The sequence below is a fragment of the Aureliella helgolandensis genome (assembly GCF_007752135.1).
Taxonomy (GTDB): Bacteria; Planctomycetota; Planctomycetia; order Pirellulales; family Pirellulaceae; genus Aureliella; species Aureliella helgolandensis.
The window spans coordinates 5,748,779-5,772,185 of record NZ_CP036298.1 but is presented as its reverse complement, the minus strand read 5'-3'; the positions used below and the strand labels follow the sequence as shown (position 1 = coordinate 5,772,185).

Genomic DNA, 23,407 nt, shown 5'->3' with positions numbered 1-23,407 from the left:
AGCTTGGAAAGCGATCCTGAGGCAAGCTACTATGCGGTTTTCAACTGCCTATATGGTACTATGAGCGATCATACCACGTCGGGCCCAAGGGGTGGAATCTGGCTTTTATCTCGGACATATGGCGTTGCGGCAACCGCTGTGTCTATAATTATTGCCATCTCGCTATTCCTACTATCACCCTGCCTCCACTGCTTCATGACAGGTATGTTGATGAGTGCACCGGCAATCGCGGGCCACTCCCACCACGCACCCCAGAGATTTGATCGATGCTAAATCCCCGCCACGTAAGATTTGTAAGCCTGCTTGGACCCGGCCTTTGCCTAGGGTTTGTGGCTTGCCTGTTGTTCCCTCTGCAGCTTCATGGGCAAACGAAAAATGCTGAGGCGGAGGTTTCGGGAAGCAAAAAAATCGTGTTTCTGGCAGGGGCGCCGAGCCATGGTTATGGTTCCCACGAGCACTATGCCGGTTGTCGGTTGCTGGCCAATAGCTTGGCCGAGGCAATGCCTAGTTTTCAGGTTGAAGTGTTCCGCGAAGGATGGCCTGAAAAGGGCGCCGAGGCCTTGCGAGATGCTGATGCAGTGGTCGTCTACTGCGACGGCGGGGGCAGACATCTACTGAATCCTCACCTCGATGAATTCGACGCTGTCATGGACTCTGGTGTCGGTTTGGTCTGTATCCACTACGCCGTCGAAACGCCCAAAGGCAAAACGGGCGACGCTTTCCTAAAGTGGATGGGCGGCTACTTCGAAACCGATTGGTCAGTCAATCCTCACTGGGATGGAACGTTCGAATCGTTCCCTGACCATCCTGTGGCTCAAGGTGTGCAACCGTTCACGATCAATGATGAATGGTACTACCACATGCGATTTCGCGATGGCATGCAGGGTGTGACCCCGATCCTGTCCGCTCTGCCCCCTGCGGATACGCTCCGCCGTCCGGATGGTCCACACAGTGGCAATCCTGCAGTTCGTCAAGCAGTTGCCAACGGTGAGCCGCAGCATGTGGCTTGGGCTGCTGAAAGAGAAGGCGGAGGGCGTGGATTCGGATTCACTGGGGGGCATTTTCACTGGAATTGGGCTGATCCAAATTTTCGAAAAGTCGCCTTGAATGCCATCGTGTGGACCGCGCACGGTGAAGTGCCCGAAAATGGTGTTGAGACTCCCGACCCAAATCGTGCAGAACTGGAAAAGAATCAAGATGAACCCAAGCCGAATACTCAATCCGCCGCTCCAGCGAAGAACAAGAATGTCAAGCGGGCAAACCCAAACGCGGCAAGCCCTAAGCCGCTGTTTGCAAGCCCCAGCATTACAAGCAAAACCCCAGGACACGCTGCCGATATCGATGTGAAGCTCGACGGCTCAGCGCAAAGCAAGCTTTTTCTCGTAGTGACTGACGGCGGCAATGGCTACAGTTGCGATTGGGCCGATTGGGCCGAGCCGCGTTTGAGCGGCCCCGCCGGGGAGTTAAGATTAACCGAACTGCAGTGGAAGAATGCCACCTCCCAGTTTGGTGAAGTTCGCAAGGGGCTGAACGCGGGCGGCGAACCAATGCGCATCGCGGGCAATCCGGTCGACTACGGGATTGGCACCCATGCAAATTCGGTGATCGAATTCGAAATTCCAGCGGGTTACAACCGTTTCCAAGCTCGCGGTGGCCTCGACAATGGGGGCGTGGACCAAGCGAATTGCGGTGATTCGGCGGAAGTGCAGTTCTTAGTTTACAACGAGGCACCGCCGCCAATCGGGCTCGCGGAAAATGATGGCTCCCACGATGTGGAATCAGCACTGGCGGGACTGGAGGTGGGCCCCGAATTGGCTGCGTCCCTGTTCGCCGCGGAACCGCAGTTGTTGAGTCCATCGAATATTGATATCGATCATCGAGGACGGGTGTGGGTTTGCGAAATCGTTAACTATCGCAAGCACAATGGTCAGCGCCCCGAGGGAGACCGAATTCTAATTCTTGAGGATACCGACGGAGATGGAACGGCTGATAAGGAAACCGTCTTCTATCAAGGCCGCGATATTGATTCGCCACACGGTGTGTGCGTGTTGGGAGATAAAGTGATCGTGTCAGCTGGCTCGAAGGTCTTTCTTTTCACCGACACCGACGGTGATGATCACCCCGATAGCAAAGAGGTGTTGTTCAGCGGAATTGCTGGCAGCCAGCATGACCATGGCATCCACGCATTTACCTTTGGCCCCGACGGAAAACTCTACTTCAATTTTGGGAATGCTGGGCAGGAAGTAAAAGATAAGAATGGGAATCCTATCACCGACCTCGCTGGCAACGTGGTGTCCGCCAGTCGGCAACCGTACCAAGAGGGAATGGTTTTCCGCTGCAATTTAGATGGCAGCGAGTTTGAGACGTTGGGCTGGAACTTTCGAAATAACTGGATGGTCACTGTTGATTCCTACGGTGCGATTTGGCAGTCGGACAACGACGATGACGGTAATAAGGGAGTCCGCATCAACTACGTGATGGAGTTCGGCAATTATGGCTACAAGGACGAGATGACCGGAGCCGGCTGGCAAACGCCCCGCACCGGAATGAGCGAAAGCATTCCCGAAAGACATTGGCACTTGAACGACCCAGGCGTAGTCCCAAACTTGCTGCTCACGGGTGCCGGTTCACCAACCGGTATCACCGTTTATGAAGGGGATCGCTTGCCGATGTTCCGCGGGCAATTGCTCCACTGCGATGCTGGCCCCAACGTTTGCCGCGCCTACCTTTTAGACAACTCGGGAGCGGGTTATCAGGCCGAAATACGCGACGTGCTCACCGGAATAAACGACAAGTGGTTCCGCCCTTCGGATGTCAAAGTCGCTCCCGATGGTTCCCTGGTGATTGCCGATTGGTACGATCCCGGGGTCGGAGGCCACGGTATGGGGGACTTGGAACGCGGGCGCTTGTTCCGAATCATTCCTGCCGATCAAGATGCTTCTTACAAGACCCCCAAATTTGATTTCGACACCATCGATGGCGCGATTGAAGCACTCAAAAACCCTAACTATGCCGTTCGCTTTTTGGCTTGGCAAGCCCTGCATGCTCAAGGGACGAAGGCCGAAAACGCACTGCAGGTTCTGGCCAAGAATGACAATCCTATCTATCGCGCTCGCGCACTGTGGTTGCTCGGCAAGATCGACGGACGAGGCAGTGCAACGGTCCAGCAAGCCCTGGCCGATCAAGATGCGAACATACGAATGCTGGGCATACGCCTTGCCCGACAATTGAAGCTCGATGTGGCGAGCTACGGTCCACGACTGGTTCGTGATGCTTCACCGCAGGTACGACGCGAGCTGGCTATTTCCCTGCGAGACAGCTCGTCTTCAGACGCTGCATCTCTGTGGGCCGAATTGGCTAGCCAGTACGATGGAAAAGACCGCTGGTACCTGGAAGCATTGGGAATTGGCGAACGAAGTCAGGCTAATCAGTGCTTCGCCGCCTGGTTGGACAAAGTGGGAGATGCATGGAATACTCCAGCCGGCAGGGAGATCGTGTGGCGCAGTCGAGCCGACCAGGCTTCAACGTATCTCGCCAAGATCCTCGAGGATCCAGAGCTTCCGTCGAGCCAGCAAGATCACTTCATGCGCGCCTTCGACTTCCATCAAGGTCCCGAAAAAGATGCCGCCCTGAAGAGTCTACTCGGCTTCTAAGGAAAGCACTTGGCTCTGCCAGCATCCACCTTTGTCGCGAGATCTGAATCACGCCAACCGTAACCCGTCGCGCAGCACCGACCCGCCCAATCCGTAACCTGCTACGCGCCCACCGCAGGAGCACCTGCACCTCAATACGACTGAACTTCGACCAATTGAAATCGTAACCCGCCGCGTGAGCAAGGCAGAATTGCCGTGGCTACAGAGCGATTCGAGGCACTGCCTCCCCAGTAAGACTAACACCATTCACAGCCTCTCCCGTCTCATGCCCACCACAGGAGCACCTGCACCTCAATACGACTGAACTTTGACCATTGAAATCGTAACCCGCCGCGTGAGCAAGGCAGAGTTGCCGTAGCTACAGAGCGATTCGAGGCACTGCCTCCCCAGTAAGACTAACACCATTCACAGCCTCTCCCGTCTCATGCCCACCACAGGAGCACCTGCACCTCAAGCCGACTGAACTTTGACCATTGAAATCGTAACCCGCCGCGTGAGCAAGGCAGAGTTGCCGTAGCTACAGAGCGATTCGAGGCACTGCCTCCCCAGTAAGACTAACACCATTCACAGCCTCTCCCGTCTCATGCCCACCACAGGAGCACCTGCACCTCAAGCCGACTGAACTTTGACCATTGAAATCGTAACCCGCCGCGTGAGCAAGGCAGAGTTGCCGTGGCTACAGAGCGATTCGAGGCACTGCCTCCCCAGTGAGACTAACACCATTCACAGCCTCTCCCGTCTCATGCCCACCACAGGAGCACCTGCACCTCAATACGACTGAACTTTGACCATTGAAATCGTAACCCGCCGCGTGAGCAAGGTAGAGTTGCCGTGGCTACAGAGCGATTCGAAGCACTGCCTCCCCAGTAAGATTAACACCATTCACAGCCTCTCCCGTCTCCTGCGCACCACAGGAGCACCTGCACCTCAATACGACTGAACTTCGACCAATTGAAAACGTAACCCGCCGGTGAGCAAGGCAGAGTTGCCGTGGCTACAGAGCGATTCGAGGCACTGCCTCCCCAGTAAGACTAACACCATTCACAGCCTCTCCCGTCTCCTGCCCACCACAGGAGCACCTGCACCTCAATACGACTGAACTTCGACCATTGAAAACGTAACCCGCCGCGTGAGCAAGGCAGAGTTGCCGTGGCTACAGAGCGATTCGAGGCACTGCCTCCCCAGTAAGACTAACACCATTCACAGCCTCTCCCGTCTCATGCCCACCACAGGAGCACCTGCACCTCAATACGACTGAACTTTGACCATTGAAATCGTAACCCGCCGCGTGAGCAAGGCAGAGTTGCCGTGGCTACAGAGCGATTCGAGGCACCGTCTCCCCAGTAACATCAACACCACTCACAGCCCTTCCCGCTACCTAGACAACACTGGAGCAATTGCACTTCAAGCCGATTGAACTTCGGCATAGCATTGAGACCTCATGATTCCACTCCCAGCAAGCAAGCTTCAATCGGTAGTTTCCCGCTGGTGATCGCGCACCTGCAACTTCTTTCTTGATCGATCGCAAGGGGACAGGTTAGCAACTTGCAAATGCCAACACGGCTCCATTCCATTCATTCCTCCTGATGCCTTGTTGGGATTCGAACGACGACTTTGGGTAAACCAACGTCCTCCTTATCTCCCGAATCCCGACAACAACATCCCAACCTCTTTCGAGCTTTGACCTGCCTATGTTCCGTTTCAGCCTTCTGAGCCTATGTCTAGTCGCTACACTCGCGGGGCCCTTGTTGTCGGACGAGCCTCCTGCGTTGAACTCCAAGGACAAACTGATCGTTGAAACGCTATTGCGTCTCGATGAATTTGATCTGGATAGCTCAGTCAAGGCTAAGGCTGCGTTGATGCGGTACCTACGCGCTCAACCGGGGACGGACCAATACTTTGAGCTCATCGAGCGATTCAAGATCACGGATTTTTCCGGTGAACTGGTGAGCTTTGTGTTGCAGCATGCTGACGAATCTACGGGAGTTCGCGGAGCTGGAGTGCTTGGAAAGCTTGGGCAACTCAACCTCCTCCGGGCACGCTTAACTGCGGACGACCCGGATGCATTGGCGGCGGCGACTCTACTGGGACATGTGGCGGGCGAACACACGGTGAATTGGTTGCTTCCGTCGTTAGATGATCGCAAGCTTCCGGTGGCAGTCCGCACCGCTTGCCTCGTCGCTGTCGGACGCCGAGCAGACGGGCAGAAGGCCCTACTGAAGTTGGTGGCTTCCAGCAAGCTTCCGGACGATTTGAAATTTGCGGCAGCCAACGCGCTGTTGGGCTCCGGTGACGCACGCATCGAGGCCGAAGCGGCGAAGTACCTTGAGCTTCCGGCAACAGCAGACAGTCAACCGCTTCCTCCTCTATCGGAGTTGGTGAAGCGCACTGGAGATATAGCTGCGGGAGCGGTGGTATTTCGCACGCAAGGAACCTGCATCGCCTGTCATAAGGTTCGCGGTGAAGGAAAGGATGTCGGCCCTGACCTATCCGAAATTGGTAGCAAACTCTCTCGCGACGCCATGTTCGTAGCCATCCTCGATCCAAGTGCCGCCATCAGTCACAACTATGAAACCTACACGCTACTGACCGATGATGGTTCGACCGTCACGGGGCTGTTGGTGAGTGACACCGCTGCCGCCATGACCTTACGCACTGCTGAGGGAATCGACAAAAAAGTTGTTAAGGAGTCGATTGAAGACTTCAAGAAGCAGACGACCTCCTTAATGCCTCAAGACCTACAGCGGCAAATGACTGCCGACCAACTAGTGGACTTGGTGGCTTATACGATGTCCCTTACCAAAACAGCGTCCGACCCCCTCTCGGAGGAAGCGGGGGAGTGAGAGCTCTCTAGTCTATAGGCGGAAGCCCGGTTGATTACTTGAGCTTGGCTGCCCTGGAGAGCGCTTCGTCGCTTCCAGCAACCAGGAGGGTGTCCGAGTCTTTCAAGGGATGATTGGGATCGGGGTTGGGATGGATGGTGTCTGTCAAGACATCATGTAAAGCGACGATCGAAACGTTGTACTCCTGCCGTAAGCTCAATTCGCGAATAGATTTTCCATGCCACACGCTGGGAACGGCCATCTCTTGAATGCTAAACCCTCTACCGAGGCTGACGTAATTGAGCAGTGCTGATCCCGTGATGCGAGTTGCTAATCCTATCGCCGAATCTCGTTCTGGGAAGACAATTTCGGTTACGCCGATCCGTTGGATCACACGCGCATGGTCGTTGGAGATCACTTTGACATACAGATCTTTAACCTCCAGATCATGCATGGCCATCGAGGCCAGGATACTGGAGGTGATATCGCTGCCGGTTGAGATGATGGCAGCGTCGGCCTCGTGTGCTCCAATGCGACGAAGAGTGTCAATATCTGTGGCATCACCAACCGCTGCTCGAGATACGTATGCTGAGATGCGGTCTACCAATGTTCCTTGGGTATCGAGCGCAATCACATCATGTCCCTTGTCGGCTAGAGTTTGGGCAACGGTAAAACCGAAATTGCCCAGTCCGACAACTACGAAACGTCGCATTAGATCTTCTTTCCTGGGTTAACCCACGTTGACATCTTCATAAGCCAGGCGGTATGTGGTGTTGCCGGCTCGACGCACCACCAACGCTGCTGCAACTGCTAAAGGCCCGGTTCGCCCCACGAACATGAGTCCAATAAGGATCCATCGTGAAATCGGGGAGAGCGTATCGGTAAGGCCCATTGAGAGGCCAACGGTATTGAACGCGCTGACCACTTCAAACATTCTAGGCAACAATGTTCCATGATCCCCCAGCAGATCTCCAATGGACGTTATCAACAAAATGCCGATCATGACAATTGCCGTATAGATCACAGTCAATCCAACCGAATGCTGAATGGTTTCTTCAGGAATCGAGCGATCGGCAAAAGTCACCGTTGGTCGCGAACGGAGACGGGACCAGGCGACTAGCCCCAGCAGCGCGAAGGTTGTCGTTTTCATTCCACCAGCTGTTGAACCCGGAGAGCCGCCGATCATCATCAACAGAATCGTCAGGAAGTTGCTACTATCCGATGCTGCCCCATAGTCAATCGAATTGAATCCCGCCGTTCGGGATGTAACGCTCATGAACAACGAATTGCTGAGTTTATCGACCAGTGGCATGCTAGCCATGCAGCCCCGCCATTCAAACAACGCAAATAGGAACCAGCCCCCGAGCAACAACACGATGGTGGTGACAATTACCAAACTGGTGTGAACACTCAGACGCCGCGCACGTTTCTTGCGCCATAATCGCTCAGAAAACTCTTCCATCGTGACAAACCCTAGACCACCCGTCACGACCAGGAAGGAGATTGCCAGCAGGGTTGCTGGCGAGTGCTGGAAATCGACGAGTGAGTTAGAGTTCGTAGAAAAGCCCGCGTTGCAAAAGGCGCTCACCGAGTGGAAGACCGCCGGCCAGATCGCCTCACTCCAGCCCATTTGAGGCGACCAAATTGCATACAGCAGGATGGCACCGATGGCCTCAAAAAGAATTGTGAATTTGACAACGCTAATAATCAATTTGCGTGGCGGAATGTACGGCATGGCTGGCCGCACGGTCGCGGTTGCCGATTCCGCTCGCAACGAGGGGCGGCCACCCAGGGCGGTGATCACCATGCTGGTGAGGGTCAACATTCCGAGACCTCCCAGCTGGATCAGTAGTAGCAAAAAGGCCTGCCCCTCCCAGGTGAAATAAGTCGCAGTATCGACCACGATCAATCCCGTAACGCAGACTGCGCTCGTAGCGGTAAAGGCCGCTTCGTGCCACGTCAAGGATTGCTCCTGGTAGAGCCCTGGTATAACTTTCAGTCCCACCGTACCGGCCAGCGTCAACAGGAGAAACGAACCGACGAACAGCTTAGAGGAGGAAAGTGCACCTCGTCCTCTTGGCGGTCGTCGATTTCCCGAGATTCCCAGGCGATGCTTTAAGCGAAACGCTGTCGAGATTTTGTTGCGAGCGGTAAACCACATCTTGATTGGTTACTCGGCAACTTCCGTGGAACTCTCGCGCAAGCTGATAGTCCGACCGCTTGCTGAGGCGAGTCGTAGCAGTTGAGGAATGTTGGTGACCTTGGACAGACCCAGCAGAATGGGTTGTTCTGCTAGATCGGCTGGGACCGCGTGCAGTACCAAGCCTACTTCCGGAAAATCCAACACCGCCAACATTGCCAAGCAAGTCGCTGGGCCCGAGGCCTCAAGTCGCACCGTTGCTGGTTTCAAATTGGCCAGCTCACCAGCCTCCAGCAGTCGCAAGACGCCGCGGATCTCAGACGCACGAATCGCATCCAGTGATTGGCCAACCAGAAAAATTCTGCGTTTGAGATGCGTGGTTTCACGCTCGTTTTCATGCCAGGCCGAATCGCCCGTCCCTTGCAACATTAGGAAGAGAACGTTGGTTTGACCCTCAGAAACTAAACTTGCTACTCGTTCTGCATCTTCAAACTGACCCGATGACGCATCAAAGGTGACGACTTCACCCTCGAGCACGAACTCGACCCGATGCGCACTCTGCGAGTCGCCCGAGGCAGAACTGTCGCGCGTTGATCCGACGCATAACCGTGCTTCCGTGGTCGGTGACTTGGCTGGTAAAGCAAGAATTGCGTAACTCTTTAGGGCCGATGCCGTGTCGAGGACCAGCTTGTGGAGTTCCACTCCCGCGATGGACTTCATCTCGGTTTGTTCGGCACTGGTAATTGAAAATCCTTCCACGTCGCGAATCGCGCCAGGCACTTTGGACAGCCTATCTTGCCAGCCTGGTTCGCGAGCTTCGGACGTCGTTCCACCATCGGTAATCGCTTGATCGACTACTTGCGGTACAAACCACTCGTCGACCGTGGTGACGCGTTCATTGCTAGGAAGTCCATCGGTGAAGACTCTCAGCTCGGCTGGTTCAAGTGCCTTCGGTGCTCGCGAATCGAATTCTGCAACCGACTTTTTGAAGTGCTTTTCAAACCAGGCAAATGCGCCGACTCGCAACATTTGTGTATCCTTATGAGGCCCCTCGGTAATGTGGATCCCCAAGGACTCTTCGGCCTGCAATAATTTGTAGATTTTTGCCGTTTTTTCGTGGACACGCATGACTCCGTCGAGCGGAAAAATGCTGTCCTGATCCGAGTTCGATATCAACAATGGACGTGGCGCAACCAATGCAGCAACCGTGGCAAAATCCCAGCCGTAGTTGTTGACCATGTACATACAATCGCAATGCCCTTCGATGCAGCCGTCCACCACATGATTTCGCACATCAGTAATCCCAGCCACCGGTACCGCCACTTTGATTCGGGGGTCGATAGCGGTCGTCCACCAGGAGTAGACGCCGCCACCACTGCGTCCTGTGATCCCAAATCGAGAGGCGTCCACTTCTTGACGCGTCTCGAGGTAGTCCAGGGCCCGCATCGAATTCCAAGCTTCAACACCGGCTGGTGTGTAACCTCGCGAATTCCACCACCAGCGACCGTGCCGATAGGTGCCATGGTGCTTGCCGTCGAATTCACCAAGTTGGACAGTGTCGATAATCATGCACGCGTAGCCATGTTTCGCAAACCAGATGCCATGGTGATGGTAGGCCGTCTTATTGCCCATGCGGACGCCATCTTCTTGGACGCTGGCATGCCCGCAAACGTAGAGGATGGTGGGAAACGGACCGGCTTCAGTATCGGCAGGCAGGTACAGATTGGCCGCGACATAGAGCCCAGGAAGCGATTGGAAGTGAAGGTTCTCAACCGTAAAGCCCTCGTGCCGCTGCGTCTGAACAATAGTCGGATGCAGTTCGGTGCGCTCAGGCCAGGGGGCAAGTCCCAGCATCTCGCGCAATTGCAACTCCAGCCCAGGCCGCGCCGCGTTCCACTGCTCATCCGTATCGATGCCGGCCAAACAATTTTCTTCCAGTGCTTCGACACGCTGCTCTAAGTACGCATCCATGCTAGCTCGGCCCGCTGGTTGTGCATGGGCTCGCGGGCACTCCCCTGCCCCACTCATTAGCATCGTCAAACCCATCAAACCAAGCGTCCAAGCTGCGCGCCTGCTATTCTGAAATTCTCTCATACGACCGTTCTTCAATAGGTGAAAAAAGTAAACTGAAATCGAAACCGGTTGCAGAGGCGGCAACTTGCCTTCGGCCTTCTTCCCCTGCTCTCGCTTACTCCCTCAGTCCTTGTCCTTGTCCTTGTCCTTGTCGTGCTCGTGCTCGTGCTCGTGCTCGTGCTCGTTCGCTGCATTGCCGTGGACTTCTACGTGGAGCGCGGCACCTTCCTCTTGCAGATGTTCGAGTTTCTTGCTCTTTTGCTCGGACTCTTGCAACAGAGCTTCCAAAGCCCGCAAGCGATGCTCCATCTCCGAAGTGCGTTTGCGGGACAGTTCGAGTTCACTTTCGAGCTCTCGGTTGACTTGTTCAAGCTTACTCAGGGTGGTAAAGGTTGTTTCCAATGCGGCCTGCTCGGCACGCAATCGGTGGTTAGCGTTCTTGAGTTCCGTGACTTCCTGGAGTAATTCCTGCTGGCCACTTTCGCTTTCGCGGTACCTTTGGTCTGCATGCTCTCGAATGACTTTGGCATCCTGAACCTGCTGGGCGGCGTGTTCCTGCATCGCATCGATTTCATTTCGCTGTTGTTTTATCTTTTCGAGCTCTTCCTGTGCCTGATGCATTTCCCGTTCAACTCGCTCTTGTTGATGGGCTACTTCCATTCCACGGAGTTGCTGCTCCACCTTGTGCTCGACTTCCGCAATGCGCAACTTGGCTTCTAGCTCGATATTTTTTCGCTCAAGTTCTAGGATTAACTGAATAGGCTTTGAATCGAGAATGCTCTCGATTGCGTCTAGCTGATCTAATATGGCTGGCGGTTGCTGCTCATTTCCAACACCGTGGGGGCCTCTCCCGTGTGGGGCTGTCCCCGGTGGGTGGGCGCCAGGGGGCGGGAAGGGCATCGCTCGCCAACCCTGATGCATCTGCCTGTCGGAATGCTCGGGAGCTTGATGTTCGGGACCACCGCGATCGGGCCCACCGTGTTCGGGCCCACCGTGATCGGGCCCACCGTGATCGGGCCCACCGTGATCGGGCCCACCGTGATCGGGTCCACCGTGATCAGGTCCACCGTGATCAGGTCCACCGCGATCCGGTCCATTGCGATCTGGTCCATTGCGATCTGGTCCATCGTTGCGTTGGTCACCATTGCGTCGGGGGCCGTCAGGGCCAGCCCTATCTACATGGGGGCCGCCCAAACCGCGGTCATTTTGCTCTGGTGTGTACCACTCCTGCCTGTTGTGATCTGGTCCGTCACGATCCGATCGTTCGCGGGCTGGGGCGTCGTATGGCAGTCCATCGTAGACCGGCGGCTGTGAGCGAGAATCGAATTGCCGCTTCCCAGCCTCCGATGTTCGAGCTCCACGCTGCGCAGACTGGCGATCTGCCGGACCTGGACGACGCTGGTCGCCGGCCGCCTCATTGCGTTGGCCATCGCGCTGCTCAAAGCGGTCATTCGGATGGTCTCGGCGAACATCGGGGTGCCGGGCTTGGTTCGGCCCGCGATTGGGAGTTGCCCGCTCCTTACCGGGGCGGCCCTCTGCTAGCACCCTGTCCGTTAATGGGGAGCCAGGGCGAACGGCATGTGGGGGAGGGCTCTGCCGTTGAGCGTCAGGCGGACTAGACGGGGATCCTTGGACGGGGGTGGGCTCGGTTCGTGGCTTGGGCGGCGGTGGTGCAGGCCGTGCTCTGTCGGGTGCCCAGGGACGATCTTCGACCAGCAGTGCTTCAAGCGGGGGAGTCCTCAACACCCCTAGGCCAATCGGGTCGTTGAGTATTTCCGCTGCAGTGGACGTGCCGAGAGCGTACCCGACCTGCAGCCCGTTGTACCCCAACAGCATCGTTCCAGGGAGGAAAGACACGAGTTGCGTTCGGCCCGCCTCCAACGAAGACAATGGCGGAAGCTCCTCAAATTGGCCTCGTACGGGCAACGTACTGAAAGCCGTTGGTAGAGCGATCGCTAGGGCGAATAATTGCCGCCTACTTTTCCTAAGCCGGCTACCGATCACCTGGACCACTGTCGAGCTCACTGCCGACTTTCTGCTGACCTGCAGACGCTGGGTCACGCCATTGTTTCGCTTTTTAGCCATCAGTTTGATTACCTGCCGAAAGAGTCTGAATGCGAGCAAGGAACTACGAGGAAACCGGCCCATTGTATCACAAACTGCGCTGTCATTACTCACGTCTGCGGGGCCTAGACGCCGCGCCCAGCGTTCCATCGATACTAGCAATTGCACAAAGTGGGGCGGTTCTCCCCTTGCCGCTACCTTCCTTGTTTACCTACCCTAGGGGCTACCGCATATTGCAAACCCAATTCAGGATGAAGTTGAACACGATGAATGCAGTCAAACATGTACCGGCTCGCAGCGAAGTACCCGAGCAGGATTGTTGGGATCTGTCGAGTCTGCAGGCCTCGGACACCGCCTGGAACGAAGATTTTAAGAAGTTCGAGCAAGGAATCGAAAAGTACGCAACTTTTCAGGGACGTCTCTCCGAAGGCCCTGCGGTTCTCGCCGAGTGCTTTCGTTTTGATCAGGAAATGGACTTGCTGGCCGAGCGGCTCGGTACCTACGCCTTCCTGAAAACTACCGAGGACCAAGCCAACAATACTTACCAAGCCCTCGTGGGACGTTTTCAAAACGTGGCCGTCAAGGCTGGTCAGCTCGCTAGCTACATCCGCCCAGAACTCTTGGCGATTCCTGCTGAACAGATGGATGCCTACCTAGCTTCCGAGGAGTTGGCCGAGTATCAACTCGTTCTGCAGCGCATCGTCCGCTATCGCGAGCACACACTCTCAAACTCGGAAGAGAATTTGCTGGCCATGCAGGGCGAAATGGCCGGCACCGCCAGTAAAGTCTTTGGGCAGTTGAATGATGCCGATCTAAAATTTGGAAATCTGGAAAACGAGGATGGTGAGACTGTCGAGCTTACCAACTCCACATTCAGTCAGTTTTTGATTTCGCCCTCGCGGGAGGTTCGCAAAAATGCCTTCCATCAGTATTACGAGCAGTTCCAGGCCCACGAGAACACCCTGGCAGCCACTCTGGCGGGCAGCATTCATGGCGAAGTCTACTATGCCAAGGCTCGCAAATATCCCTCGAGTCTCGATGCGGCCCTGTTCCCCGACAATGTGCCTCGCAGCGTCTACGACAACTTGATCGGTTCGGTTCGCAAACACCTGCCTGCCGTCCACCGCTACTTCGACATGCGGCGACGGAACATGGGGCTGGACGACATCCATCACTACGACACCTACGTTCCTATGGTGGCTGATATCGAGCATCACTGCGATTGGGAGCAAGCGGTCGAGTCGGTGATTGAGTCGTTGGCGCCGTTGGGGGAAGAGTACACCTCCGTCTTGCGGGCCGGATTAACAACTCAGCGGTGGTGTGATCGCTATCCCAACAAGGGCAAGCAAAGTGGGGCCTTCAGTTGTGGCACTTTCACCGGTGCTCCCTACATCCTCATGAACTACAAGCCCAAGGTGCTCAACGATCTCTTCACGTTGACCCACGAGGCCGGGCACTCAATGCACAGCCACTATTCCGCAAAAAATCAGCCCTACCAATACTACAACTACACGATCTTCGTGGCAGAAGTAGCCAGTACCTTCAACGAGCAATTGTTGACCCACCACCTACTGAAGTCGACCGACGATGTGCGACTCAAGGCTTTCCTGCTGAATCACGAAGTGGACAGTGTGCGAGCTACCATCATTCGACAGACGATGTTCGCTGAGTTCGAGAAGATTACCCACGCGATGACCGAAGCGGGGGATCCTTTGACCGTCGAGTCGCTCAAGCGGGTTTATCGCGAATTGTTGGAAGCCTACTTTGGCCCCGAATTCGTGATCGATGAGCAACTCGAGCTGGAGTGCTTGCGGATTCCACATTTCTACCGCGGCTTTTACGTTTACAAATACGCCACGGGATTGTCCGCCGCCATCGCCTTATCGCGCCGAGTCCTTGAGGGAGGGCCGCAAGAATTGCAAGATTACTTAGGGTTCCTAAGTGGTGGCTGTTCGCAAGATCCTCTAGATCTTCTGCGTGGTGCCGGTGTCGACATGGCCAGTCCCGAGCCGGTCGAAACGGCCCTCAAGCATTTTTCTAATCTCGTGGAACAGCTCGATGGTCTGATCAATTAGTCCTAGGACATTTCCCTATTCCCAATTCCCACATGGTCGTGGTCCGCCTCATTTTTCTATCGGACAGGGGACCACGACAACGGGGCCTATCGCAGTGCACGGTGCTACAGCGCGGTGCCACGAAACGGAGTCGCAACCGGGCTAAGGAAGACGAAGCCACTGTGGAAGCTTGATCACATTGCAACCCGCCCCGTAACGGGCTGTTGAAATTGCAACCCGCCGCGTGAGCAAGGAAAGGTAACCTCCGCTGCAAGTCAATTAAGGATGCTACCTCCGCATTAAAATTCAAATTGCGATTAAATCAACAGCCCGGTCAGCAAGGAAAGTTGGTCGCCGCTACAGGCTGATTAGAGATGCTACTATTGCGTCAAGCCTGCAAGCACTCTTCGATCGGATATCTTTCACCTACCCAATTCGACGCAAACTTGCTCCGCTGAACTAAGAGTCTCGACTGTCCGTCGAATCGGCACCATTTCATTGCAACCCGCCGCGTCAGCAAGGACAGGTGGTCGCCGCTACAGGCTGATTAGAGATGCTATCTATGCGTCAACGCTGAAAACGCTCCCTACTCGGTAATGCGTAGTGGGGCGGAGCACGGCAAGACGCTATTGGGGCCTCATCGCAGTTTCCCTGGCACTACTCCCTGAGCCAGTTGCAGGTGGCGTCCGATAGGCAGCAATTCCGCCAGTTGTAATCGTCTCCGGGCGCCTTCAGGTTGGCACCCACATATGCCTCCTTGCTGTTTCGTGCTGCTGACCCTGACTTGTGGAGTTCCAGGATGGACGGTGCAGTGTTACCCGAGCTGAGCTAGCGACTTTCGTTCCCATCGGATCAGGTCTGAGTAGTTCTGGTCAGAGTGTCGAGGGTCGATGCCCCGATAGTGGAGTAGGTTGGGAACCATTTGGGGCAAGTGCTAGCGGGCGCATTGGTCCGCCCATGCAGGCTGGCTAGACCAGTCGGCAAGTCGGACCTAGAAATTTCTGATTCGTCGCTTAAGATTCCGCCCGTCCTTGTTATTAACTTGGTCCATTTCACAGGAAAACGTTCAACATCGGCGCGAAAGAGGCCGAAAAAGTTCAGAGTCAAAAGATCTGTCTTTAGCCATCAAATCGGACTTGCGAGTCTGCCAGGATCAAGGTAATCTAGACGCATCATTGGAACCGACAGATACATTATTCTTTGGTTGAGAGCTTCGCGGCCCTTTTCCAGTCCTTCTGCCCCGGTTCCGCTTTAATGAGACCAGGCATCCTGCGAGCTGAAGGCTTGTTAGGCTGCAACCCATATTCCTCTGTAGCTCAGTTGGTAGAGCAGGCGGCTGTTAACCGCCGGGTCGTAGGTTCGAGTCCTACCGGAGGAGCTTAGTTTTCCACAATTTGAAATCGCACAAACGCTTTCAAACAAAGGACTTAGGGCAATCAGCTCTAAGTCCTTTTTTCGTATCCTAACCGTTTACGGGGCAAAAACGGGGCAGCGTTGAGCTTGTGTTGAATTTGTATCGATGGCCGTTTCACCGGTCAATCGCCACAATTTACAACAAGGAGTTCAACGCATATGGCTTGGCTGGAACAACAAAAATCTGGAATCTACTTGGTTTGCTTTCGGTACGCTGGAGCACGGCTCAAGCGATCTACGAAGACGAACGAAGCCAACAAGGCGGAAGGCATTCGACTTCGCATCCAGGAGAATATCGAATTGGTGGAGCGCGGTCGCCTCGAAGTTCCCCCAGGTGCGGACCTCATGAGCTTTCTCGTCTCGGACGGTCGGCTCAGTGGCAAGCCGCAGCCCACCGGCCAAATGCAGTTGGGGTGCATCTATGACAAGTACCGCGAGAGTCTCCCCAGAGATTCGCACGCGCCTGAGTCGCTCCGTATTACCAAAGTCCACATGAGACATGTTGCTCGAATCTTGGGGCAGAACACGCGTTTAGTTACGATCACGGCTGGTGACCTCCAGCGATATATCTCAAAGCGCTCCGAAGAGGACGGGCACCGCGGAAAGAAAGTATCGACAGGCACGATTCGCAAAGAGATGGCCACTTTCCGAACGCTCTGGCGCTGGGCGAAACGCTTCGATCACGTCAGCTCTGACTTTCCGAATCAAGGCTTGCACTACCCACTTCAAACCGAGGCATCGCCTTTTCTCACTTTGGAAGAAATCCAGCGCCGCATCGATCGAGGAATGGTCACCGGTAAAATCAGCCAGCTTGAACTTTGGGACTCGCTCTATTTGAGTACCAAGGAGTTAGACGAGCTGCTAACCTACGTCAAGCAGAACTCGACGTACGGCTTCCTCTATCCCATGACGGTGCTCGCTTCCCACACTGGCGCCCGCCGCAGTGAAATTTGTCGCTCCCGTACTGAGGACATCGACTTCGAGAGCGACATATTAATGATCCGCGAAAAGAAGCGAATCCGCGGCAAGCAGTCTTTTCGCCACGTCCCGCTTAGTCCCTTTCTCAAAGAGACGCTTCGCCAGTGGTGCAAGCAATGCGGCAACACCTCGTATACATTTCCGCTCGATCACCGCGTCCGGCGGTCTCGCAATGCCGAGCGCCGCGAGAACTGGGAGAGCGTTGCTCCCGACGAGGCCAGTGATCATTTGGACGCGGTCTTGTCGGGCAGCAAGTGGAAGCACATACGCGGCTGGCACGTTTTTCGCCATAGCTTTATTAGCAACTGCGCTTCAGCCGCAGTCGATCAACGTATGATCGACGCCTGGGTCGGGCACCAAACCGAAGAGATGCGCCGCCGCTACCGGCACCTGTTTCCAAGTTCACAGCGTCGTGAGCTGGCGAAAGTCTTTGGCTAAGTTGTAGAAGCAGGTCTATCAGCCCCCCGCCGCTTCCTCAGGCTCAATCGCGGACGTTAACTCAACTCGATGACCGTCGGTATCTGCAATCACGGCGCGACGACCCCATGGCGAATTTTTTGGGGCACTGACCGCTTGTCCACCCACGCTCAGGAGATGCTCAAAGACTTGATCCACGCTTTCAACTGCGAAACCAATGCGGACTCCTGTGGTGGCAGTGGCTTCATTTGTTAAAGGATAGATTTCAAAAGTCGGGGTGTCAATTTCCGAGGCAAAGTGCTCTGGACCACTCCCATGTCGATGCTTGATAAGTCGAAGTCCAAGTGCGCCATAGAAGCGCGCAGCGGCGTCAAGCTGCTTGGAGCGAATGACGACTAGGTTGCAACGTACTTTATTCATCGTGTTGTTTTCCGCTCAGTACCCAGCTCTGCAGTCGAAATCTCCCTCCCAATCGCGACGACGACTTAGGATACACATTCTTTAAACCGCCCACCCACAGTTTGGTTCTTGTCCACAGAGTTCTGGTCGCGTAACGCTCACGTGTTTGATCATTCGCGAAGGCAACGGCAACGTCATTAGATTTGTCGCGGCGCGAGAACGAAGTCAACAAATTGCGGAGCGACTAACAATGATTACCGGAAATACAGTTAGGACAAGATATGAGCCCGTGGTCGGCGCCACGGAGGTCGATAGATTCTTTCGTGAGCTTCGACAGACTATCGTGAACCTCGAGAACGCTTATCAAAAGGGTGTACTCCCAGTTTACCTTGCTCGAGTTGATCTTGAAGGACACTTCGGGACAGACCTTTTGAACGTTTACAGGCGTTTGGTCCGTTATCCATCAATCAAGGATACACAAGGGCGTCGCATCGAGACGGTATTTGCACTGCTTGAACGAACACGTGATCAGCTGTTGGGTATGCACACCTGGTTTCACGCAGACAAAGTGGAGTACCGGCCCGATGAACTTGAACCCGATGGCGGCAGCCCGAAGCTTACCCGCTACCGATACCTGGCGACTAGCACTAACGGTGAGAAAGTTTTCTTACGGACTGATCAGCTTATTGAAGCTAGGAGTTGGGGCATTGGATTTGTATTCTTTGACAAACATGAGACGGATTGTCTGGCCACACTCAATGTGCGGCACTCGATGCGAAGCCTCGTGTGCGATCTGAACGATTTAGCGATGATGCTTCCTCGAATTCTACAAGCCGAGCCAAGCCGATTTCCACGGTTGGTGGCTCCGAGTTGTGGACGCGCTCTGGAACAGCTGATTGTGGACGTTCTAAATGAGGATTCGAATAAAGCTCAGCTAACGCGATTGACGGAGGATTACTGTCAAAAAACGGATATCCGCGTCCGTTACCCAGAGTTGCATCGCAAACGTGGGGCTCGAATCCAGGTTACGTGGGCTCCAGACCTATTCAGGCATCAGCGAAAGGTTGACAGTATTAGCCGTGTAGAGCAGTACGCGGTATTGTCGCCCTGGGCTTTGGCCGACGCAGCACCGCAGGTGAACCCGACGCGCGGCGAACAACGGCCTCCATTTGACAACGAATTGATCAATCGCCTCTGGTCCTCAATCGATGGTCAACCTGCTGACACTGCAGCGCTCGCTCAAGAGTTTCGGGCGATTCTGCACAGATCTATCGGGGCTCCTGTCTGCGACCCGCGCGGACCGATGGCCTTGGTGCCACCAGCATTGCGCGAGTACATTCGCGAATGGGTGCATTTTGAAGCAGTGCGAAGTACCAAGGCCCTCCGCCAATGGCAATCTAACGGTGGCACGTTCCATCAACACTCCGACGGCCGATTGAGCGCTCGCCCAGGCCGCCATGATTCTGGCTCGAAACTAGCTGAGATTGAATGCTTGAAATAAACTCCGGTCGACGAGTTTCGTTTGCCTCTGACTCGCGTGCAATCGTGAATTTCTGCAGCGGTGAGGCGATGTGCTCAAAGGTCTCGTGGCAGTAGTCCTTGATCGATGATGCGTTGAATTTCTTTGGCTGAGATCATCCACTCGAGGCTTCGGCCTCGACCAGAGGGACGTTTGCGGGCGTTGATGCGCTCAAGACGGCACCACTCGCGAACGGTAAACGTTGCCTTGCCGAGAAGCTCGGCTGCCTCGGATACCGAGAAGTACTCACGCTCCCCTTTCGGATCTATTTGCAGCTTGGCTTCGATTTGGTCGAGCCGCCGTAGCAATATCTGAAGCACGTCGCTTTCATCGACTGCTTCGCGCGGACCGGTTTTTCCGGTATTTGATTTTAGCATTGGTAATTCTCGTTCTTGGAGTGAAATCAACATCGACTACAAATAAAAACGTCTCAGAACAATCGTCTTTCAACTTGGTTTCCGTAGACGGTCCATGTGGTGTTGGGCTGCTCTACTCGGCCATACAGCTCCAAATAGGGACCTGGACTGACGCGTTCAACGAGTTCCCGAAATGCGAACGGCTTGCGGCTGTGCACGGTGCGGCGGGCCGAAATCCAGCTTCGGCATTTGTTGTCTTGGAATGGCAAGCTTCCGCGCACTCCCAGTAACAGAAACTCGTGCGAAACTCGCCAGTAGTTGCCCATCCCCATCTGTGGCTTTACCCACAGCAAGCACGACTTGTATTGAAATCCCCAAGCATTCATCACGTCGAATGCTTCTCGCAAGAATGCATTTGTGGTCCATAAGTGCAGGTGTGACTGGGTGGCAGCAAGAAGATTCACCGGTTCCCGTAAAATGTCTTCCATAGTCATTGTCTTGTAGTGGTTCTCTGCAGCACCGCGAGCCGCAGTGTTGCTATAAGGCCACGGTGGATCGGCATAAATGGTTGAGAATTTGGCGCCGCGATCAACCAACAATTGCAAGTCGCCCACGATCGTGGGCAGGATCAGCTCGCTTGCGCCGCCGTCCAAGCTTGCTGCCTGTGGACCGAGATCGTGTTGGGATTCGCTGGAGGTCAATTTGCTCACTGGAACTTTCTGATGAATGCTGCAAATGTCTAGGCAACTATGTCAGCTTCCTGGCTGGTGCACTGTCGAGCCATGGCGGAAGCTTGCGCTCGGGCTGCAATACGGGCGAGCCGCAGCGCGGACAAACCACCGGCTGAAACGGCGCAAACCACTTGGCGGTGCAGTGCTCACAGGCGGAATACCACCAATTGGACAATTCCGCCTCTGGTGGTTTTTCAGTTTCATTGGATGAATCGTGCAAGCTCAATGCCTTTCAATGCAAATTTGGGGCATCAGGAACTACGCGACTGGGGAATTGGCGGCCCGCTCTTCTTGGCTGTGCTCGAAGATCCATGAATGTGCCAAATCGCTGACTTTGCAGACTAGCGGCAAATCGTCTCGACCGAATCGCAGCGACTCTTTCCAGGTATCTCCGTTCTTGTAAAGTCGAACGATCGTCACGCTGTGCCGATCGCCAACGCGGGTGTGATTCTGCCAGATGCTGGCTTTGATTAGTCCAAACCGAATAGTGTGAGCTGGCTGGGCCATGGTTGGTCTCCGGATGATTAGAAAGAAAAAGCCCTTGGCAACCGGGAAGATCCGGTTACCAAGAGCAAGGGTATTAACGCCGCTTGTGCAGCCTTGACGACTTGGCAAACGCCAATCCGTGATCGAAGTCAACACGACCGTATGGTTGTGTTGAGACGCATCGCACCAAATTTGTAATGGCACTACCGTCCCCTTGGACTCGATCAAAATCGTAAGCAGTGCAACCGCTTCGTAGCGCGTGTTGTAGCGCTCCTAGGTGGTCAGAGCTGTAGATACTGAATTGGTCGATCGTTGCCCAATTAGGCCACACGTCCATCACCAAACAGACTACAAGCTCTTCTGCTCGTTCCATGTCGCTATAAGGCCGCTGATAAGCAGCGTTTCCACGAATGGTCCCAAAGAGATTCAAATGAATCACTTGGGTTTCATACGCGGGCCGAAGTATCAACGAATACTCATTGCACCGGCTGCAATATGCAGTTTGGCTTGATGAATTTTCGTCGAACTTCTGAAGTTGACCGCCACACTGGCACTGATGCCTGTCGGCGTTGACAAACCTCCGTGTTGGTTCTGCATTGCCATTAACGATTGTCTTTCCCATTACTTCACCTCCGTAACTGTTCGCCGAAGGCAATGTGAAAGACACGAAAGGTCATCGCCTAATTCTCTCGCGATAAAGACCTCTCCGCTGATCGAGTCGATCAGATCGGCAATGACGAGAATGAGACCCACGAATTGCTCCGTGGTTAGCTTCTCGACTTCAGGCGAAACATCATGGAGCACAGATGGTAAGTGCCGAATAACGTTCGCCTTCTTTGGCCGTGCTTCATCTTCCTGAACCCTGGAACGAGCGCCGCTCATCCCAAAGGTCAAATTGCTTGCTTTGTTCATCTCATTCATGAGATAACCTCCTCTTGGTGGTTGTTAAAAGGCGTACGGGACTTCGTTGGGGACCGTACGCCACCCGTTGTTTCCCCGATCATGGCCGAAACCATCACCGCGAAAACAACCAAGTGAATGCCTAGCAAAAATGACGTTGCAAAACCTAAAGCGTGGAGAGCGTGCTGGCTCTCCACGACTGAACCTTCATTAATGACGCAAGATAAAGAACCTACCTGTACTCAGTTAGTATTCACTCGGGAGCAGAATCGTCGTTGCCGAGCGATCTGCTTCCGTGATAATCCAGAACCGAGTATCGTTCCTGTCCGAGTAAGAGGAGAGCACTCGTCCGCCATACTCGATGGCATCATCATTTGCCTTCCAGTCGTGTTCGTCCAAGTCGCCCCAATTGCCGTTCAGGTGTCGAATGAAACTCTCGAATAGTGCTTCCATTTCGACCTTTTCCCAAGCTGCGGGTGTGATCCGCAGTGTGCCAATTAACAACGTTGTCACTGGCTGCCTTGTTGCATTTTTCATAGTCCCAATCCTTTGAGGTCAGCCGACTTGCAGTCGGCTGACAGTTGTTCTTATTGAACGCCACTATGCCGTTCGTTTTGTGGATTTGCGTGCTGTGTTTCGCTGTTCCCAAATCCAGCGGTAGGCCTCAGTCACTCCCTCCGACAACGCGAGTAAATCTTCGCGCCCGAAAGTTTGGGACTCCTGCCATTCCCCACCGGATTTGAACAACCGCTTCACTGTAACGTTAAACCACGCGCTCCCGTCTTCCCTCTGGTTCTCCCAGATAGGTAGTTGGATGCGTCCTCTCTCGACTGTATGGATAGGCTCTTTGTCCTTTCTTTCCATAAGTCCTCCTTTCAATGCGCATTGCTGGCGACCATTCGCACGGCAATACTGGTTTACAAAACACGTGGACCATTCCACATGTCAAAAAGGGGAAGTTGCAAATGCAACTTCCCCAGGAAAAAAGACTTTGGTTAACGTTTAGCCCGAACCTTTTCGTAAGGTTCCGTCAGACATGCTTTGGACATCCAGAGAGCCTCAATCGCATCGTCAATGTCGCTTGCGTTGAGGTACTCAGATGTTCTTATTTGAGCGCCTGCCGCACGATAACGACCAAGTTTCAAATAATAGTGCTGACGACCAAACCTCTCATCAACGAAGATCGAAACCACGGCGGAGCCGTAAGGAATCTGATTTCCCGAGACAGGAGCAGGTTCTTCGAGGAAAAGCCCTGAGCAGCGTTGACACACTGTTTCAAGACCTGCTTTTCGCCTAAGTAACCTAGCGAGTGGTGATATAGCTACGCCCTGTTTTAGGGGGACGTAACGCTTCTTGCGTTTCATAACTGGAACTCCCAGTTAATCGATTGCTGCTCCCGAAA

At 54.5% G+C, this 23,407-nt stretch carries 16 protein-coding genes and 1 tRNA gene; 6 read left to right on the top strand and 11 right to left on the bottom strand.

Features of this window, described 5'->3' with window-relative positions:
• Nucleotides 1-266 precede the first annotated feature (266 nt).
• Complete coding sequence (locus tag Q31a_RS20290; protein ID WP_145081992.1) at nucleotides 267-3,653, top strand: PVC-type heme-binding CxxCH protein; 3,387 nt, start codon at nucleotides 267-269, stop codon at nucleotides 3,651-3,653.
• A gap of 1,691 nt (nucleotides 3,654-5,344) precedes the next feature.
• Nucleotides 5,345-6,496 carry a c-type cytochrome gene (locus tag Q31a_RS20285; protein ID WP_145081990.1) on the top strand — a complete coding sequence of 384 codons (1,152 nt, stop codon included), beginning with the start codon at nucleotides 5,345-5,347 and terminating at the stop codon, nucleotides 6,494-6,496.
• A gap of 34 nt (nucleotides 6,497-6,530) precedes the next feature.
• Here Q31a_RS20285 and Q31a_RS20280 read toward each other — a convergent pair whose 3' ends face one another.
• The 4 genes from Q31a_RS20280 to Q31a_RS30385 form a co-directional block, all read right to left on the bottom strand.
• Entirely contained in the window at nucleotides 6,531-7,187 is a 657-nt protein-coding gene (locus Q31a_RS20280; protein ID WP_145081988.1) for a potassium channel family protein, read from the bottom strand.
• An 18-nt stretch (nucleotides 7,188-7,205) separates the two neighbouring features.
• On the bottom strand, nucleotides 7,206-8,636 hold the full coding sequence (locus Q31a_RS20275; RefSeq protein ID WP_145081986.1) for a TrkH family potassium uptake protein: 1,431 nt from the start codon (nucleotides 8,634-8,636) through the stop codon (nucleotides 7,206-7,208).
• A 9-nt stretch (nucleotides 8,637-8,645) separates the two neighbouring features.
• Nucleotides 8,646-10,586: an alpha/beta hydrolase family protein gene (locus Q31a_RS20270; protein ID WP_197355432.1), complete on the bottom strand. Its 1,941-nt coding sequence runs from the start codon at nucleotides 10,584-10,586 to the stop codon at nucleotides 8,646-8,648.
• Nucleotides 10,587-10,811: 225 nt separating this feature from the next.
• Entirely contained in the window at nucleotides 10,812-12,773 is a 1,962-nt protein-coding gene (locus Q31a_RS30385; protein ID WP_197355431.1) for a hypothetical protein, read from the bottom strand.
• A gap of 245 nt (nucleotides 12,774-13,018) precedes the next feature.
• On the opposite strand from Q31a_RS30385, the gene pepF reads away from it, so the two are divergent.
• The 3 genes from pepF to Q31a_RS20245 all read left to right on the top strand — a co-directional run bounded on the left by pepF (nucleotide 13,019) and on the right by Q31a_RS20245 (nucleotide 17,635).
• Entirely contained in the window at nucleotides 13,019-14,827 is a 1,809-nt protein-coding gene (gene pepF, locus Q31a_RS20255; protein WP_391575300.1) for an oligoendopeptidase F, read from the top strand.
• A gap of 1,284 nt (nucleotides 14,828-16,111) precedes the next feature.
• Nucleotides 16,112-16,184: transfer RNA gene (locus Q31a_RS20250), tRNA-Asn, on the top strand.
• A 194-nt stretch (nucleotides 16,185-16,378) separates the two neighbouring features.
• A complete protein-coding gene (locus Q31a_RS20245) occupies nucleotides 16,379-17,635 on the top strand; it encodes a tyrosine-type recombinase/integrase (RefSeq protein WP_145081978.1) in 1,257 nt (418 codons plus the stop codon).
• 18 nt (nucleotides 17,636-17,653) lie between these two features.
• Here Q31a_RS20245 and Q31a_RS20240 read toward each other — a convergent pair whose 3' ends face one another.
• Nucleotides 17,654-18,034 carry a VOC family protein gene (locus tag Q31a_RS20240; protein WP_145081976.1) on the bottom strand — a complete coding sequence of 127 codons (381 nt, stop codon included), beginning with the start codon at nucleotides 18,032-18,034 and terminating at the stop codon, nucleotides 17,654-17,656.
• Nucleotides 18,035-18,554: 520 nt separating this feature from the next.
• Between Q31a_RS20240 and Q31a_RS20235 the strand changes: the two genes are divergently transcribed.
• A complete protein-coding gene (locus Q31a_RS20235; protein WP_145081974.1) occupies nucleotides 18,555-19,514 on the top strand; it encodes a hypothetical protein in 960 nt (319 codons plus the stop codon).
• A 74-nt stretch (nucleotides 19,515-19,588) separates the two neighbouring features.
• Here Q31a_RS20235 and Q31a_RS20230 read toward each other — a convergent pair whose 3' ends face one another.
• The 6 genes from Q31a_RS20230 to Q31a_RS20205 form a co-directional block, all read right to left on the bottom strand.
• The gene (locus Q31a_RS20230) at nucleotides 19,589-19,909 is read right to left on the bottom strand and encodes a helix-turn-helix domain-containing protein (RefSeq protein ID WP_197355430.1); all 321 of its coding nucleotides are present in this window, start codon (nucleotides 19,907-19,909) and stop codon (nucleotides 19,589-19,591) included.
• A 53-nt stretch (nucleotides 19,910-19,962) separates the two neighbouring features.
• Complete coding sequence (locus Q31a_RS20225; RefSeq protein WP_231690855.1) at nucleotides 19,963-20,598, bottom strand: MT-A70 family methyltransferase; 636 nt, start codon at nucleotides 20,596-20,598, stop codon at nucleotides 19,963-19,965.
• A 279-nt stretch (nucleotides 20,599-20,877) separates the two neighbouring features.
• On the bottom strand, nucleotides 20,878-21,126 hold the full coding sequence (locus Q31a_RS20220) for a hypothetical protein (RefSeq protein ID WP_145081972.1): 249 nt from the start codon (nucleotides 21,124-21,126) through the stop codon (nucleotides 20,878-20,880).
• Between the two features lie 600 nt (nucleotides 21,127-21,726).
• Nucleotides 21,727-22,026, bottom strand: a complete 300-nt coding sequence (locus Q31a_RS20215; protein WP_145081970.1) for a hypothetical protein — start codon at nucleotides 22,024-22,026, stop codon at nucleotides 21,727-21,729.
• Between the two features lie 225 nt (nucleotides 22,027-22,251).
• On the bottom strand, nucleotides 22,252-22,542 hold the full coding sequence (locus Q31a_RS20210; RefSeq protein WP_145081968.1) for a hypothetical protein: 291 nt from the start codon (nucleotides 22,540-22,542) through the stop codon (nucleotides 22,252-22,254).
• Between the two features lie 458 nt (nucleotides 22,543-23,000).
• Nucleotides 23,001-23,369, bottom strand: coding sequence for a hypothetical protein (locus tag Q31a_RS20205; protein ID WP_145081966.1), 369 nt, complete (start codon nucleotides 23,367-23,369; stop codon nucleotides 23,001-23,003).
• Nucleotides 23,370-23,407 lie beyond the last annotated feature (38 nt).